We start from the raw sequence: 17,105 nt of genomic DNA on the forward strand, positions 1-17,105 counted from the left end.
CGATTGATGGCTGGAATGGAAACCGGACTTCCTTAAGGTACTGTCGTGAAGCGTGATACCCGTCTTGTAATGCTCCTGCTGTTGGTCATTGGCTGCTCCCTGACTTCGCTGACGATCTGGAAGGTCTGGTCCTCGCGTGAGCGCGCGTTGGCCGAGGTCAACGTGCATGGCCTGAACCTGACCCAGGCGCTCAACACCTACACCGAAGGCATCGTCCGGCAAAGCTCACTGCTGTTGCTCGGGCTGGTCGAACGCCTGGAAGCGGAGGGCAACGGCCCGGCGCAGATCCAGCGCATCAAGACCCTGATCGACAGCCAGCAGTCGCTGATGCCGCAGCTCAGCGGCATCACCATTTATGACCGGCATGGGCACTGGCTGATGTCTTCCAACCGGCCGATTCCCGCAGGCGCCAACAGCAGCGACCGCGCCTATTTCATCCACCATCGTGACGACCCGAGCCGCGAGCCGTTCATTGGACCGCCGATCCAGAGCCGTTCCAATCTCGAATGGGTTGTGACCATCAGCCGCCGTTTCAGCGACGCCGAGGGACAGTTTGCCGGCGTCGTCTCGGTGACGCTGGGGGTGGAAAACTTTCTCCGTGTGTTCGGCAAACTCGACGTCGGCCAGGACGGCGCGATCGGTCTGTCGTACACCGACGGCACGCTGCTGGTACGCTATCCGTTCCGCGAGCAGGACATGGGCCGCAACTTTTCCAAATCGCCGATTTACGCTAAATACCTTGTCGACCGCTCGGTCGGCACCGCCTCGTACACCTCCAGCCTCGACGGTGTCGAGCGGCTCTACGCCTTCCGCAAAAGCGAAAGCCTGCCGCTGATTACCACCGTTGCGCTGGGCAAGGACGAAGCCCTGGCAGCGTGGCGCATCGAGGCAGCGTTGTCGGCGGTGGTGGTGGTCGGGCTATTGGGACTGACCGGGTTGATCGGCTGGTTTTTGATCCTCGATATACGTCGGCGTACCGAGGCGGAGGAGGCGTTGCGCGATGCTCAGCAGCAGTTGCTGGCCTCCAATCGACAGCTGGAATTGCTGGCAATGAAGGACGCGCTGACGGGCTTGGCCAACCGACGCTGTTTCGATGAAACGCTGGCGGTTGAAGCGCGGCGGGCACAGCGTGACGCAACCTCGCTGGCCTTGCTGATGATCGATATCGACCACTTCAAATTATTCAACGACGCCTTGGGCCACGTCGCCGGCGATGCCTGTCTGCAAGCGGTCAGCAAGATCCTTGAAAGCTGCGTGCGGCGCCCGTCGGATCTGGTCGCGCGTTATGGCGGTGAGGAAATGGCCGTGATCATGCCGGCCACCGACAGCGCCGGCGCGACGGTGGTGGCGCAACTGATGCTCGAACGTTTGCGGCAGGCGAACATTGCCCATCCGGGCAGTCCCTTTGGCCAGGTGAGTGTGAGCATTGGTGTTGCGGCAGCTTCAGGTATGCAACTGAACGCAGTGCCTGCGATGATCGAGGCAGCCGATCAGGCGCTGTACCGCGCCAAAGCGGGAGGGCGAAATCGCTTGGCTGCAGACGCCTGAGGCATCTCAGAACGCCTCAACGTTATCGAGTTTATCCAGCAGCCGTTGCCCGCGCTGCCACAGCGCATCTCGTCTGGCCAGCGCCATGCGGTCGAGGTTTCTGTAATCATGGCCATGCACTCCCTACAGAGATTTCAGACACGCCGCATGATCCCTGATCTGCCACTTCCCACTGTGGGAGGGGGCTTGCTCCCGAAGGCGGTGGATCAGCCTGGACCTTCGTCGGCTGACAGGACGCGTTCGCGAGCAGGCTCACTCCTACACGGAGGTTGTGTTGGATTCTTGGGCGAGGTACGTCGGGTAATCGATATAGCCTTCGGCACCACCGCCATACACCGTCGCCGGGTTCAGTGGATTTAGCGGCCAGCTATTGGCGATCCGTGCTGGCAGGTCCGGATTGGCCATGAACGGCCGGCCGAACGCGACGAGATCCGCCAGGCCCGATTCGAGCAGTTGCGCGCCTGTTTCAGCGGTGTAGCGGCCGGCGTAAATGATCGCGCCAGTGAACGTCTCGCGCACGGCCTGGCGAAACGTCGTCGGCATCTGTGGTGCGTTGTCCCAGTCAGCCTCGGCGATGGACAGGTAGGCAATGCCGGCATCTTCCAACACCTTGATCGCTTCGATGTAGGTGGTGTGCGGATCATCTTCGACCATGCCCAGGTAAGTCCGCGCTTCATCGGTTGTGGTGAACAGCGGCGCGAAACGCACGCCGACCTTGTCCTTGCCGATGCACTCAGCGACGCCGGCCACCACCTCACGCAGGAAGCGCAGGCGATTGTCCAGCGAGCCGCCGTATTGATCGGTGCGCCGGTTGCTGTGCGCCGAGATGAACTGGTTGACCAGATAACCATTGGCGCAGTGCAGCTCGATGCCATCGAAACCGGCCTCCATCGCGTTGCGTGCGGCCTGGATATACAACTGAACCAATGCCTGCACTTCATCGGTGCTTAGCGCGCGCGGCGCGGACGGCGGCACCAGTTCACCGGCGCCAGGCGCAGTTTCGATAAACACGCTGACCCGATCGGTCGCCACCGCAGACGCCGACACCGGCGCCGCGCCGTTGGGTTGCAGGGCCGTGTGGGAGACACGCCCGACGTGCCAGAGCTGAGCGAAGATCACGCCATCCACCGCGTGCACGGCCTCGGTGACTTTGCGCCATCCGGCGATTTGCTCAGGGGTATGAATGCCCGGCGTCCACGCATAACCCTGGCCGCGCGGTTCGATCTGCGTGCCTTCGGTAACCAGCAAACCGGCACCGGCGCGCTGTTGGTAATACGCGGCCATGAGTTCGTTGGCGACGTTGCCTGGCTGCGTGCTGCGCTGGCGGGTGAGGGGTGGCAGGACGATGCGGTTTTTCAAGGTAAGACTGCCCAGTTTGGCGGGCTTGAAGAAAGCGCTGTTATTCATGGAGTACCTTGTTTCGGCTCTGATTAGACCGGTCGACTAGTGGAGGGGCAAAAAAACAACGCCGGGCGCTGCGCACTCGGCGTTGGCTACGGTTCAGCGGGGGGCATTCAGCCCAGCAACTTCAGCAGTTTCTCAGCCACGGCGGCGGAACTGGCCGGGTTCTGGCCCGTGACCAATTGACCGTCGGCCACTACGTGCACCTGCCAGTCAGCGACTTTCGAATAGCGTCCGCCGAGACGCTGGAACTCGTCTTCGATCAAGAACGGCACTACATCAGTCAGGCCGACAGCGGCTTCTTCGGCATTGGTGAAACCGGTGACGTCGCGGTCTTTGACGATTGGCTGGCCGTCAGCTCGCACAACATGGCGCAACACTCCCGGTGCATGGCAGACAAAACCGTGGGGCTTGTTGGCGCGGTCGAAGGCTTCGATCAGCGCAATCGAAGCTTTGTCTTCGGCCAGATCCCACAGCGGGCCGTGGCCACCCGGGTAAAACACTGCATCGAAATCGTCAGCGCGGACATCCGCCAAGCGACCAGTGTTCGCCAGTGCCTGTTGTGCGACGGGATCAGCGCGGAAACGATCCGTCTCCGCAGTCTGGGCACCGGGCTCATCGCTTTTCGGATCGAGCGGTGGCTGTCCGCCAGCGGGCGAAACCAGCGTGACGTCAGCGCCGGCGTCCTTGAAGGCGTAGTAGGGAGCGGCAAACTCTTCCAGCCAGAAACCGGTTTTTTTGCCGGTGCTGCCGAGTTGATCGTGAGAAGTCAAAACCATCAAGATTTTCATAGTGCACCCTTGGGTTGGTCAGGCATCGGCAGAAGGCGAGGGATTCGCTTGTTGTCGGTGCCGCATGAATTTGTGTGTCGGGGCGCAGCATAGTTTCCAATTAGACCAGTCGTCTAGTAATTTTTTCAAAAAATGTTTTTGCCCGAGGGATGTGGCAAACTCCCGGTCCTGAAAACTATACGACTGGTCTATTGTCTGGAATTTTGCGCACCATGAAGCCGACCTTTGACGACACGCGCCAACACTTGCTCGACACCGGCCACCGGATGATGGCCGAGAAGGGCTTCACCAGTGTCGGCCTCAACGAAATCCTGCAGACCGCCGGCGTGCCCAAGGGCTCGTTCTACCACTACTTCAAATCCAAGGAGTTGTACGGTCAGGCGCTGCTCGAAGATTACTTTGTCGACTACCTCGCCGACATGGAGCGGCGCCTGACGCTGCCCGGGCTGAGCGCGTTCGAGCGGCTGATGGATTACTGGCAGGGCTGGCAGAACCGCTGCACCCTGGAAGGCCACGGCGACGAATGCCTGGTGGTGAAACTCAGCGCCGAAGTCGCCGACTTGTCCGAGTCGATGCGCCTGACCCTGCGCGATGGCGCCGAACGCATCATCGCGCGCATCACGGTGTGCATCGAACAAGGCCAGGCCGACAAAAGTCTGCCCGAGGGCGACGCACGGCATCTTGCCGAGACTTTGTATCAGCTGTGGCTCGGCGCCAGTCTGTTGAACAAATTGCAGCGCACCGGGCAGTCGCTGCAGACCTCGATGGCGATGACCCGGCAGTTGTTGCGGGTTTGAGCCCGTCACTGCGATCCCTGTAGGAGTGAGCCTGCTCGCGAAGGCGGCGGGTCAGTTGATACATGAGTTGGCTGACCCACCGTTATCGCGAGCAGGCTCACTCCTACACTGTAGAGCGGCGAACCATTGATATTTATTCACTCCCCGATTTCTGTGGGAGTGAGCCTGCTCGCGAAAGCGATCTGTCATTCAACGCGTCAGTGGCCTGACACGGCACTTCGTGATCGCACACCCTGACCAACATGACAAATAAGAATACGTTTCAATTACGAATAGGCCGGTATACCATGCGCGGCGTTTTCATTGGCGGCTTTGCCCTTCGTTTTGGCCTATTCGTAAAGGTTTTCACTTCATGCGTCGTACTCTGCTTTCCATTTGTGTGCTGCAGGCGTTGTCTTCCACTTCATGGGCCGAGCAAGCCAAGTCCTCAACAACGCTGGAGCTGGAGGCCACCGACGTCGTCGGCACGGCGGATTACGAGCGGGCAGACGGCCCGGTGCAAGGATATCGGGCGACACGTTCGGCCAGTGCGACGCGCACCGATACGTCGATCCACGAAACCGCACAATCGATCAGCGTCGTGACCAAGGACGCCGTTGAAGACATCGGCGCGACCCGCTTGCAGGACGCCCTGGATTACGCCGGCGGCGTAGGGCGGGCGAACAATTTCGGCGGGCAGGGGCTGACCACGTTCACCGTGCGCGGCTTTACCACTGGCGAGTTCTACCGCAACGGTTTCCCGATCAATCGTGGCTACCCGAACATGCCGGATGCCAACACCATTGAACGTCTGGAAGTCCTGCGCGGCCCGGCCACCATGCTCTATGGTCGTGGCGATCCGGGCGGTACCTTCAACGTGGTGTCGAAGCAGCCATTGCCCGAGCGTAGCGTGACCCTGGGCAGTCAGTTGACCGACCAGGGCATGAAGCGTGGCACACTGGACGCCTCCGGCCCGCTTGATGAAGAAGGCCGACTGGCGTACCGACTGAACGTGGTGGGCGAGGGCGGCGACACCTTTCGCGATCACGTCGAGACCGAACGCTACGGCATTACGCCGGGGCTGACCTGGCAGGCATCGGACGCGACCAAGCTGATATTCGAAGGCGATTTCATGCGCAACAACGCGCCGCTGGACCGAGGCCTGACGCGCTATCCGAAGCAGATTGGCACGGCCTCGCGTGACACGTTCTTCGGTGAGAAAGACGTCGGCAAACTGCACAACGACAACAACATGGCGCAGTTGCGTTTTGAGCACATGCTCAATGATGACTGGACCCTGGGCGGCGGTTTCCAGTGGCTCGACGGCTCGCTCAAGGGCGACGCGATCGAGGCCAACGGCATTGCCGCTGACGGCCGCACGCTGGGGCGCAACTTCAACTATCGCAAACTGGAATGGACCGACAAGGACACCCAGCTCAACCTCACCGGGCATTTCAGCACCGGGTCCTTGCAGCACACCTTGCTCACCGGCATCGAATACGAAGATTACGACTACAAATCGATCATCCAGCGCTCCAGCGGCGCGGTCGGGGCCTATCCGATCGACATCTTCAATCCGGTCTACGGTCAGCCACGCCCGGCACTGACCCGTACGCCGACTCACGACAAGGAAAACCTGAAGACTTACGCTGCGTTCGTCCAGGATCAGGTTGCGTTGACCGACAAACTGAAAGTGCTGGCCGGGGCGCGTTTCGAGCGCTTCGAACATGACTACGAAACCTACGTACCAGGCGGCAAGAATTGGCAAGCCAGCGACAACGCGGTAACCCCGCGCCTCGGCGTGACCTACGATTTGACCGAGACGCTGGCGGTCTACGCCAACACCGCACGCTCGTTCAAGCCCAACACCGGCGCCAGCCGCACTGGCGGTGGCTTCGCCCCGGAGAAAGGCAAGTCCTACGAGATGGGTCTGAAGTGGGAGGCGCTGGACCAGCAGTTGAGTGTCGAGGCGGCGATCTATCAGATCGAAAAACGCAACGTGCTGACCACCGATCCGGTGGATTCGACGTTTAACGTGGCGGCCGGCGAGGTGCGCAGCCGTGGCCTGGACCTCAACGTCACCGGCAATCTCACCCCCGAGTGGCGAGTCATCGGCGGTTACGCCTACGTCGATGCCGAGGTGACCAAGGACAACACGTTGCGTTCCGGCACGCGTCTGCTGAACATTCCGCAGAACAGCTTCAGCCTGCTCAACGTTTATGAATTCCAGGACGGCACCCTCAAAGGCCTTGGCCTGGGCACTGGGGTGAAATACGTCGACGAGCGCGCCGGGCAGACTGCCAACACAGCATTTTCGATGGGCAACTACACCGTGGTCGATCTGCTGAGTTTCTACAAGGTCAATGACAACGTGCGGCTTAATCTCGACGTGAAAAACCTGTTCGACAGTGATTACGAAGAGGGCGCGTTCGGCAACGTCTACGCCTATCCGGGCGCACCGAGAACCGTACAGGTGGGGATTTCCTACACGCTGTAAACCCGGCTCAGCTGTCGCTTCTGCGCCATGATGGCCTGACTGTGGCATGTCGAGATCAGGCATCGACATGCCGCATACAGGCTAGTGAGCGTGCGGCCTGGCCACGTAAGGTGACGCATCATTTCCTCGCCGAAGCGTCTGCGCCGCCGCTTTCGCCGGCCTCGACGGCGAGCAATGGTGATCGCCTGACGCTCAGTCAGTGGCCCAAACGTCGATCATGAGAACAATAAGAACCCATGAATAGCCTGAACCCCAAGGACTCTACCGGTCAGTTGGCGCAAGGTTTCAAACCGCGTCACGTCACCATGCTCTCCATCGCAGGCATCATCGGCGCGGGACTTTTCGTCGGCTCAGGACACGCCATCGCCGCCGCCGGGCCAGCCGTTTTGCTGGCTTATCTGTTTTCCGGGCTGTTGGTGGTCCTGGTCATGCGCATGCTCGGCGAAATGGCCGTGGCGCATCCCGACACCGGTTCGTTTTCGACCTATGCCGATCAGGCGATCGGTCGCTGGGCCGGGTTCACCATCGGATGGCTTTACTGGTGGTTCTGGGTGCTGGTGATACCGATCGAGGCGCTGGCCGCCGGGCATGTGCTCAACCAGTGGTTTCCCCAGGTCGACGCGTGGCTGTTTGCCTTGCTGTCGATCGTCGCGTTAGTGATCACCAACCTGTTCAGCGTGTCGAAATACGGTGAGTTCGAGTTCTGGTTTGCGATGGCCAAGGTCATCGCGATCATCGGTTTCATCGGCCTGGGTTTTGCGGTGTTGATGGGCTGGATTCCCGAGCGGGAAGCCAGTGGTTTGAGTTCGCTGATGGCGCAGCACGGTGGTTTTGCCCCCAACGGCTTGTCCGCCGTGGTCGGCGCGTTCATCACCATCATGTTCAGTTTCATAGGCACTGAGGCGGTGACCATTGCCGCTGCGGAATCGAACAACCCGGCGCAGAACATTGCCAAGGCCACACGCTCGGTGATTTGGCGCATCGGCATTTTCTATTTGCTGTCGATCTTCGTGGTGATTTCCGTGGTGCCGTGGAATGACCCGCTGCTCGCCTCGGTGGGCTCTTACCAGCGCGCCCTCGAACTGATGAACATTCCTCACGCCAAGTTTCTCGTCGACGTGGTGGTGTTGATCGCCGTGGCCAGTTGCATGAATTCGTCGATCTACATTTCTTCGCGCATGCTTTATTCGCTGGGCCGACGCGGTGACGCACCGCCCGCGCTGAAAGTGACCTCGGCGGCCGGCGTGCCAAGGGCGGCGGTCATTGCCAGTACGGTGATCGGCGCCGGCGTCACGCTGCTCAGCTACTTCATGCCGGCCGGGCTGTTTCAGTTCCTGCTCGCCAGTTCCGGCGCGATTGCCTTGCTGGTGTACCTGGTGATCGCGATTTCGCAGTTGCGTATGCGCCGTCGGCTGGAAAGGGAGAAGGTCGAACTGACCTTGCGCATGTGGCTGTTTCCCTGGCTGACCTGGCTGGTGATCGCGTTTATTTGCACGGCCCTCGCTGTGATGATGTTCACCCCGGCGCATCGGCTTGAAGTGTCGTCGACCATTGGCCTGGCGCTGGTTATTTCCTTCGTCGGTCTGGTTACTGCCCGTCAGCATGGCTCGGCGGGCAGGGTGGTAGCGGTAGCGGTAGCGAAACCCTAGTCAGCCTGGCGCTGACTCAGACATCCAGCACCAACGTTTCGCTGCCCTGCGCCGGCGCGGCGCAGCAGATCAGCACTTCGTCGTCCGCCAGGCGCATGGCCGGCGGGCTGAGGTAATGCACCTGGCCGCTACTCAAGCGGGTTTTGCAAGTGCCGCACGAACCGCCGCGACAGCTGAACTCAGGGTTCAGGCCGCGGGCCTCGGCCAGTTCCAGCAAAGTGCCGGAACCCGGTGCCCAGCGTGCTTCCTTGCCGGAGGTGGCGAACAGCACCTTGACCGGTTCCGCAGCGATGGGGACTTGCGGCGGTGCCGGGGTGCTGACTTCAACATCGCGCACCAATGTCGACGGGCCGAAGGTCTCGGCGTGAATGCGATCGTCGGGGATGCGCATTTTGCGCAGACCGTCGTACAGCGCCTGGGTGAAACTGCCCGGGCCGCACAAGTAGAAGTCGTAGTCATCCAGCGGCAGCAGGCTTTTCAATAAAGCGATGTCGATGCGCCCGGCGTGGTCGTAGCCCTGAGGAGGAGTACTGACTGGTGGCTGGCTGACCACCCGCAACACACGCACTTTGTCGCCTGCACGCGCTGCCAAATCATCGATTTCCTCGCGAAAGGCCAGATCTTCGACGGTGCGGCTGCTTTGTATCAGCCAGGTCGGGCGCATGCGGCTGATGCGTTTGCCCTGATAGACCACTTCGCGCAGCATCGACAGCAAAGGCGTCACCCCGACCCCGGCCGCCAACAACACCAAAGGGCGCCGCTCCGTCGCATCGACAGTAAAATCGCCTTGTGGCGCGCGGGCTTCGATCAGATCCAGCGCCTGAACGCGGTCGTGCAAGTGCGCAGACACCGCGCCGTCGCGTTTGACGCTGATGCGTACAAACTCATCCGACGGCGCGCTGGAAACGCTGTAGGTGCGGATCGACGCGGCGGCGTGTCCGTCCAGCAAAACCTTGATCGGCACATGCTGCCCCGGTTCGAAGCGGGGCAGGCCGAAGCCATCGTTGGCTTGAAGGTAAAAAGAGCGGATCTGCGGACTCTCATCGACAACCCGTGTCACCTGCAACGACCGCCATTGATTACGCAGGGCTTGCGCCTGCAAGCGCTCGCGGGTCTGCTCCCAACTGCCGGTCATTTGCGAGTTGGGCGAATCGCCCTCGGGCTGATCGATCCAACGCAACGGCAGCGCGGCCTGACGGTAAACAATGCGCTGCGGCTTGAACCGCCACAGACGCTCGGCACCCTGGAAGGCGGCTATTTGCGGGTCGTCGAGCAACACCTCTGCGGTGCCGGTCATCTGCAACAGATCGCCGCTTTCGAAGTCGATGAAGGTCAGCCCGGCACGAGGATTGAGCAGAATGTTACCCAAGGTATTGAAGAACAGATTGCCGGAGAAATCCGGAATGGTCAGCGTGCCGTCGTCATCCATATGGACGAATCCGGATTTGCCGCCGCGATGCGAGGCATCGACTTGTCGCTGGCCGTCGCGCACAACGTAGGTGGCGACGTAGAACGAGTCGGCAGCGGTGATCATGTCGCGCACGAGGGGTTCGCTGACGGTCAAGTCGAGCGCGGTGTCGGTGGTCTCGTCGACAAACGCGTACTGGCGCAGATTGATGTAGCGCGGGCAGTTGCCGTAAGCCTGGGTTACGCCGATCTCAAGGCTGTTGCCATCGCGACGGCTGATCGTGCCGTTCATGCGATTGCGCCGACGCGTATGCAATTCGATGCCGAGCATGCCGATCGCGTCGCCGGGCTGCAAACCTGGCTGAGCCGGATCGTTGGGCTGATCGTCGAGTTTGATCTTGAGAATCTGTGGCGATGGCGACTCCATGAAACCGGGCTGGCCGGTGCGGATCGTGGCCCATGCATCGCCCTGGCTGTCGACCGCGCCGAGCACCACGAAGGGCAGTTGCGCGTAGAACTCACGGTGCTGATCCGGCATCCAGTCGCGGGCCAGTTGCCGCTGGCCAACGCCGGCCATCATGTCCACGGCGCCGACAGCACGCTGCAGAGTCAGCTCACCTTCGTGCCAGGGCGAGGACGCTGATTTCGACACTGTGTCCATTCCGATTCTCCTCGTGTGCAACGGGCCGGTGAGCTGCCAAGGGCTGGAAACCCAAAGTGGAGCTCATGTTGACCTTCAGTCGGTTTGGAGGGAATGGCCAGAAATCGCAATCCATTGTTTCAGTCGGTGAAATGATCTCTCTGTTGAATTCAAGGAAGGGAGCAGGCTCGCTCCCATCCATCGGTCATTGCGCCGTCGCAGCCGTTTCGATCAGGTTGGCGACGACGTTCGGGTTGGACACCATCACCACGTGCGACGCGCCTTTGACCACCACGGTCTTCTTCGCGTGAGCCCGCTCGGCCATGAACGCCAGGGCTTGTGCCGGGATGTTCTTGTCCTGATCGCCGTAGACGAAGTACGACGGCACGGTTTTCCACGCGGGTTCGGTCGCGGCTTCATTGAGCGCAGCGACGGTCACCGGGCGTTGAGTCGCGGCCATCAACTTCGCATCAGCCGGGGAAACGTCGGCAGCGAATTGAGCATGGAATTTGTCCTGCTGGATGTACAAGTCCTTGCCGCCGTCGGCCAAAGCAACCGGGGCCGCGAGGGTCGGGCCGAGGGTGCCGCCGGGGAAACGCCCGGACAGTTCAGCCGCCGTTTCACCGGCTGCTGGCGCAAAAGCGGCGACGTACACCAGTGCTTTCACGTTGGCATTGCCATAAGCGGCGGCGCTGATCACCGGGCCACCGTAGGAATGACCGACCAGCACCACCGGGGTTTTCACGCTGGCCAGCACATCCGCCACCGACTGCGCGTCACTTTTGACCGAGCGCAGCGGGTTGGCGGCGGCAATCACCGGATAGCCATCCTTCTCCAGGATCTTGACCACGCCGTTCCAACTGCTCGAATCGGCGAAGGCACCGTGTACCAGCACCACAGTGGGTTTGTCCTGCGCGGCGAACGCGGCGCTGGCACTGAACATGGCGGCGGTGAGGGCGAGGGTTGCGAATACTTTGTTCATGGTGATGGCCTGTCGGTGAGTAAAGGAGGAATGGAAGCGACAGTGGTATTTAGCGCGCTAAATGTGTCAGATATGTGTTCGCGCGGCTGAACTTCGCATGCGAGTGTATCTGCGCCGGCCAACGCTACACCGTGATACAAGTGCGGCGCACAGAGCAGTGGCGGCTGCGCAAATAGTCAGGCATCAGGCGTTTGCAGTATCTCTATCCATAACGCGCCTTTGCCGGATGCCGCTTCACCGACACGCGTCAGGGCGCCGTCTTTACTCACGGCGTAAGTGCCGACTTTGGCGCTTTTTTCCCCGGTCACCAGCAACCAGCGGCCGTCGGGGGAAAAGGCGATATTGCGCGGTTGCTGTTCCTGTACTGGGTAGTTGTCGAGAAACTCAAGTCCTCCCGTAGACGGGTCAACGGCAAATGCAGAGACGCTGCTACTGGTGCGCTCGCTCATCAACAGCAGTTTTCCATCCTGCGAGATGCGCAGGTCAGCGGCCCAGATGCGTGGAGTAGGGTCGTCTTTCAAATCGTTGTTGCGCGCATCACGAACTTCGCCGTGGGCCAGTTTCAAGCGCGCGGGAATGCCGTTGGCATCGGCAATCTGCGTCAACGCGCCGGTAGTGTGGTCGATTGAAAACGCGGTCACGGTGCCGCTCATTTCGCCGACCACGTAGAGGAATTTTCCGTTCGGCGAGAACGCCAGATGCCGAGGCCCGGTTTTGTCTGGAACACTGACGTAGCCGCTGCCAATCGGGCTGAGTTCACCAGTCTGCGCATCCAGGCGATATTGCAGAACCTTGTCTGTCCCAAGATTACCGGCGTAGGCGAAGCGATTGCTCGGCTCGGTACGGATCGAATGCGCATGCAGGCCGGTCTTGTAGCGGAGGACATTGGCGGAAGGTTGATAATCTTTAGCGATCTTCTGAACGCTGACGAGATCGGCGCCGTAGGACGCAGCGAGCAGATAGCGTCCCTTTCGGTCGGTAGACAGATAGGCCATGCTCTCTGCCAGAGGCGCCTGGGTAAATGGCGTCAGGTGACCGGTCTTCGAATCGATCCGGTAGCCCAGAACCTGGAAGGGTTTGACGCGCAAGGCTGCAAACAGCACCTTGCCGTCAGGGGTGATGGCCATGGGATTGACCTGGTCACCAGCCTGAATCTGTTCCACGAGAGTAAGTGCGCCGTTGTCCTGATCGAGGCGGTATTGCGAGATCAGACCATCGCCAGGACTTGAGACGTAAGCATAGGTAGCCGCATTGGCAGACAGGCACAGACCTGAGGCGACAGCAGCGGCGATAACGGCGATTTTTCTCATGAAGTTCAGCCTTGTTGTTTTTGTGATCAGTCATCCTATGAGTGATTAACGGATGTCTCAACGCTTATTTTGTCGGCTGTCCGCGCCGTTGCGTTCGAGCGATAACGATAAGGTGACTGGGTTGGTCTGGAATAAATGATCGGGGAGGGCGACGACCAGAGACGCTTGAAACATTTTTACATACTCTCCCATTAGCGTTGTTGTACGACATCGTACCTAATGTGCCGAGCTGCAATCGTTCTCACAAAAACAATAACGGAGATACCCCTATGACGAGCATGCCTTCACTCGATCATCAGGCCGCTGCGAAACCGCAAAACCGTTTCATGCGCATGCTTAAACTGTTGGGCCCCGGCATTATCGCCGTGCTGTCGTGGCTCGGTGCCGGGGATCTGATCACGTCCTCCGTGGCCGGTGCGAATTACGGCTACGCCATGATGTGGGTGCTGGCGGTTTCGTTGTTGTTGCGGTATCTGATCGTCAACATCATTGCCCGCTTCCAGCTGTGCAATAACCAGGGCATGACCATTCTCCAGGGCTACGCCCAGCTCAACCCGGTGTTTGCCTGGTTCATGCTCGTTTATGCCTTGTTGATGGGGCATCTGATGAATGCCTACATGATCAAAGGAGCAGGGGAGTCGCTGGCGATGCTGTTCAAGATCGATCAGCCATTGCTGTGCTCGCTGGCCGTGGTGCTGGCGGTCTGGATGTTGGTGGGTCGCAACATCTACACAATGATCGAAGGCGTGATGAAGCTGCTGCTGGCGATCATGACCTTGGCGTTCATCGCCCTGGCGGTGATGTCGGGCCCGGATGTCACCGGCATCATCAAAGGCACCATCGGTTTCAGCATTCCGCCTGACGAAGGCGTGCATGGCGCATTGCTGGTGGCCGTCTCGGTGATCGGTGCGGTTGCAGGCTCTATCGCAAACTTCGTTCACCCCTATGTCATGCGCCAAAAAGGCTGGATCGGACCGCAGCACAAGCGCATTCAGCGCAACGATTTGCTGTTTGCCGTATTCGTCGGGATCATCATCAACCTGGCCATCTGGATCGTTGGTGCGGAAATCCTGCGGCCCAACGGTATCGAGGTGAAAACCCTGGGCGACTTGGGCAAGGCACTGGAGATCTTCTTCGGCCCGATCGGCTGGTACGTGTTTTTCATCGGTGTGTTCGCGACGTTGTTTGCCAGCATTTCAGGCAAGACGACGGCGTTCCCGATGCTGATCACCGATGCCTTCCAGCATGTGCGCCCTGAGCGTCGCGAGAAGTACGGCAAAGAGTTCCATCACGACCCGATGCACAAGTGGTTCATGCTGTTCATCCTCGTCACACCGCTGATCTGGTCGCTGCCGGGCATGCCGGATTTCGTAACGCTTACCATTGGTGTCAGCGCGTTGAACATCATTGGCTTGCCGGTGATTTCCCTGGGCTTGCTGATCATGTCCAACCAGAAGTCGCTGCTGGACAAGCAATATCGCAACAACCTGTTTGAAAACATCGCGCTGCTGTTTGCCACCGGACTGGCGCTTTGGGTCGCCTTCCAGCTAGGTGTTGATCTGTTTACCTGATAACTGGATGTCGAGGGGGTACGCCCCCTCGAATGGCGCCGCTTACAACGGCACATCCATGTTGATCCTGCGCCAGGCGGCTTCGGAAAAACTGTAAACCGAGAACGCGATCAAGCCCAACGCCATTAGTATCAGCAGCACACCGCCTGCCGGCAGATTCTGCAGTGCATCAAGCGCCTCCTTCATGCCGGGGGGATTGGTCGCTTGGTATATCGAGCCACTGACGGCCATCAGCAGGGCAATCTCGATAAACACCACGCCGCGGGCGATCAGCCCAAACCGCGACACTGGGCGCACATAGCGCATCACTTCATCATCCGCCTCGAAATACTTCTCGAACGAAGCCTTCCAGCCTTTAATAATGTGCGCGATTCCGACGCCCAGCGGTATCAGCGCGATCAGGTAAATCAGCATGTTCGAGTGCTCGAACGACAACAGCTGCGCCAATAGATCCTTGGTCTTGCCATCCCCGGAACCGCCGGAATTTCTGACGCCACTCACCAGCAGGCTCAAGGCAAAGAAGGCCAGTGCCGCATTGACCAGACCACCAGCCAGCAAACCAGCACGAATGACCAGACCCTTTAGTTCGTTGCCGTGGTGATCGATGTCGCGAATAGCTTGTAACGCACGCCAGGCGGCGAAGGCAAGAAGCCCGGCGACCACCAGACCCACAAGCACATAGCCGAACGGCTGGCTCAGCAATGCCTCAAGACTTTTGTGGCTGTCTTTCGGTTTGGTGGAATCGTGCGCTGCTAGCAGCGCGAAGATGCCGATGATTAGATACAGAACACCTCGCGCGGCATATCCGCCTCGAGCAAGTAAGACCAGAGTGTGTCGGGTGGACATGGCGGTTATTCCCAGAGATCGTTCCGCAGCAGACCTATGGGTTGCGCAGGGGTTCGAAAAAGGTTGCCCTGCACCGTTTGAGGCTTGCTTTGATACGCCCTGAAAGTGAGGTTAACGTCGTCCTGGATGGCAAAGCCAAAGCTCTTGGCACTCATTCACTTGCAAACAAGTCGCTTTGTCAGGCTGTGGCGGACTCGCGTGCCACTTGCCTGAGGACTTGTTCGTATTCCTTGACTGATAACGATCCTGACATCAACTGACGTCCGTTCAGCACCATGGCCGGGACCGAGTTAATCCCGCGTTGGAGGTAAAAACTCTCAAGTTCACGTACCTCGATAGCGAACGCCTCGCTGGCCAAAATTTCCCGGGCGCGGGTGGTTGAAAGTCCTGCTTCACCGGCCAGGCGTACCAGTGTTTCGTGGTTGCTGGGGTTTTCGCCGTTGGTGAAATAAGCTTTGAGCAGAATTTTGTTCAGCGTGACCTGGTGGCCTTCTTGCACGGCCCAGAGCAGAAGGCGATGGGCATCGAAGGTGTTGTAGAAATGGCTGCGCTTTTCCAGGTCGAACTGAAAACCGATGGCTTTGCCGCGCGCGACGATCATTTCATTGCGGGAGGCGACCTCTTCGGCGCTGCGAGCGTATTTGCGCATCATGTGCTTGATGGCGTGTTCGCCCTCGGCCGGCATGTCCGGGTTCAGTTCGAAAGGCTTGAAGGTCAGCTCCACGGCAACCTCGCCGGCAAGATTGGCGATGGCTTGCTCCAGCGCTGTGGCGCCGAGTGCGCACCAGGGACACACCACATCCGACACAAAATCGATACTGACGGGAACAGTCATTTTTTGGACTCCGTCATTTGTTTACGGTACTTGCTGATGAATGGCATGGGAAAGTCTCCTTTTGGCGACCCATCGATAGGATGAGGCGAGCAGTGGGGTGGACTTTAGAAGGTTGCGTTCAATGAATAAATGCGGGTTGCAGAACATCACTTATGGCGCCGTGTAACTAATAAATATCTGGCGTGATTAGATTCCGGACAAAGTCGGATGCAGGCCAAGGGTACTTTTCAGAAGGTAAATCGCTCTCCCTGGCTACAGCCGCAGGGAGGGCGAATATTGCGGGAGCAGGAATCAGTTCTGCGCTTTGCTCATGCGGGTGAAAAGCTCGGTAGGTACCTTCTTGCCGTTGGAGGTGTACTGGTTGGTCCTGAACTTGTAGACCTCACCCTCTGTAAGAAAACCATCGTGATTGGTGTCCATCGATTGAAATTCTTCACCGCCTTGAGGTGCCACAGCCAGGAGTTCTTTAAGAGAGACGAGGCCGTCATGGTCGGTGTCTGTGCGAGCGAAAGAGTCGTCACCACACTTGCCTTCACCGCACTTGCCTTCGGCAGTAGCGGACTTGTCGCTGGCTTGGCTAGAACCGCATTTGCCTTCGCCACACTTGCCTTCGCCGACTTTATCTGCCGATGCCAGTTCATAGCCTTGGGGCAATGCCTCAACAGCAAAAGCCGCAGACGATGCCAGGCTCATGCCGCCAGCTAAAGCAATAGCGGCCAAGCCAAAAGTGGTTTTGTTCGATAATGGTTTACGGTACATGGTGATTCTCCAGATGCTTTGTGCGGCCAAGCCGCAGTTCATGCCACAGGGCGAATAAACCCTTAAGGAAGCTCCAGGCGAAGTGGGGAAAGC

The 17,105-nt window shown here is 59.4% G+C and carries 13 protein-coding genes; 5 read left to right on the forward strand and 8 right to left on the reverse strand.

Translation table 11 applies throughout. From position 1 onward, the window contains the following. Positions 1-45: 45 nt before the first annotated feature. Entirely contained in the window at positions 46-1,548 is a 1,503-nt protein-coding gene (locus HU739_RS04305; protein WP_186548241.1) for a sensor domain-containing diguanylate cyclase, read from the forward strand. A 258-nt stretch (positions 1,549-1,806) separates the two neighbouring features. Here the strand turns inward: HU739_RS04305 and HU739_RS04310 are convergent, their stop codons facing one another. After that, the gene (locus HU739_RS04310) at positions 1,807-2,955 is read right to left on the reverse strand and encodes an alkene reductase (protein WP_186548238.1); all 1,149 of its coding nucleotides are present in this window, start codon (positions 2,953-2,955) and stop codon (positions 1,807-1,809) included. 107 nt (positions 2,956-3,062) lie between these two features. After that, positions 3,063-3,740, reverse strand: coding sequence for a type 1 glutamine amidotransferase domain-containing protein (locus HU739_RS04315; protein ID WP_186548236.1), 678 nt, complete (start codon positions 3,738-3,740; stop codon positions 3,063-3,065). 212 nt (positions 3,741-3,952) lie between these two features. On the opposite strand from HU739_RS04315, the gene HU739_RS04320 reads away from it, so the two are divergent. The 3 genes from HU739_RS04320 to gabP all read left to right on the forward strand — a co-directional run bounded on the left by HU739_RS04320 (position 3,953) and on the right by gabP (position 8,662). Next, positions 3,953-4,537 (forward strand): TetR/AcrR family transcriptional regulator, encoded by a 585-nt coding sequence (locus tag HU739_RS04320; protein ID WP_186548234.1) that lies wholly within the window; start codon positions 3,953-3,955, stop codon positions 4,535-4,537. 352 nt (positions 4,538-4,889) lie between these two features. Further along, a complete protein-coding gene (locus tag HU739_RS04325) occupies positions 4,890-7,013 on the forward strand; it encodes a TonB-dependent siderophore receptor (protein ID WP_186548232.1) in 2,124 nt (707 codons plus the stop codon). A 236-nt stretch (positions 7,014-7,249) separates the two neighbouring features. Continuing rightward, complete coding sequence (gene gabP, locus HU739_RS04330; protein ID WP_186548230.1) at positions 7,250-8,662, forward strand: GABA permease; 1,413 nt, start codon at positions 7,250-7,252, stop codon at positions 8,660-8,662. 16 nt (positions 8,663-8,678) lie between these two features. Here the strand turns inward: gabP and HU739_RS04335 are convergent, their stop codons facing one another. The 3 genes from HU739_RS04335 to HU739_RS04345 form a co-directional block, all read right to left on the reverse strand. Then, entirely contained in the window at positions 8,679-10,730 is a 2,052-nt protein-coding gene (locus HU739_RS04335) for a 2Fe-2S iron-sulfur cluster-binding protein (RefSeq protein WP_186548227.1), read from the reverse strand. Between the two features lie 184 nt (positions 10,731-10,914). Beyond that, positions 10,915-11,691 carry an alpha/beta fold hydrolase gene (locus tag HU739_RS04340; protein ID WP_186548225.1) on the reverse strand — a complete coding sequence of 259 codons (777 nt, stop codon included), beginning with the start codon at positions 11,689-11,691 and terminating at the stop codon, positions 10,915-10,917. Positions 11,692-11,867: 176 nt separating this feature from the next. After that, on the reverse strand, positions 11,868-13,001 hold the full coding sequence (locus HU739_RS04345; RefSeq protein ID WP_186548223.1) for a lactonase family protein: 1,134 nt from the start codon (positions 12,999-13,001) through the stop codon (positions 11,868-11,870). A gap of 278 nt (positions 13,002-13,279) precedes the next feature. Here HU739_RS04345 and HU739_RS04350 point away from each other — a divergent pair, with 278 nt between their 5' ends. After that, entirely contained in the window at positions 13,280-14,572 is a 1,293-nt protein-coding gene (locus HU739_RS04350) for an Nramp family divalent metal transporter (protein WP_407681954.1), read from the forward strand. 42 nt (positions 14,573-14,614) lie between these two features. On the opposite strand, the gene HU739_RS04355 is transcribed toward HU739_RS04350, so the two are convergent. The 3 genes from HU739_RS04355 to HU739_RS04365 all read right to left on the reverse strand — a co-directional run bounded on the left by HU739_RS04355 (position 14,615) and on the right by HU739_RS04365 (position 17,012). Next, positions 14,615-15,418 carry a DUF1206 domain-containing protein gene (locus HU739_RS04355; RefSeq protein ID WP_186548219.1) on the reverse strand — a complete coding sequence of 268 codons (804 nt, stop codon included), beginning with the start codon at positions 15,416-15,418 and terminating at the stop codon, positions 14,615-14,617. 178 nt (positions 15,419-15,596) lie between these two features. Further along, positions 15,597-16,253, reverse strand: coding sequence for a DsbA family oxidoreductase (locus HU739_RS04360; protein ID WP_186548217.1), 657 nt, complete (start codon positions 16,251-16,253; stop codon positions 15,597-15,599). A 291-nt stretch (positions 16,254-16,544) separates the two neighbouring features. Further along, positions 16,545-17,012 carry an HvfA family oxazolone/thioamide-modified RiPP metallophore gene (locus tag HU739_RS04365; protein WP_186548215.1) on the reverse strand — a complete coding sequence of 156 codons (468 nt, stop codon included), beginning with the start codon at positions 17,010-17,012 and terminating at the stop codon, positions 16,545-16,547. Positions 17,013-17,105 lie beyond the last annotated feature (93 nt).

The organism is Pseudomonas hamedanensis (assembly GCF_014268595.2).
In the GTDB taxonomy this organism is placed as follows: Bacteria; Pseudomonadota; Gammaproteobacteria; order Pseudomonadales; family Pseudomonadaceae; genus Aquipseudomonas; species Aquipseudomonas hamedanensis.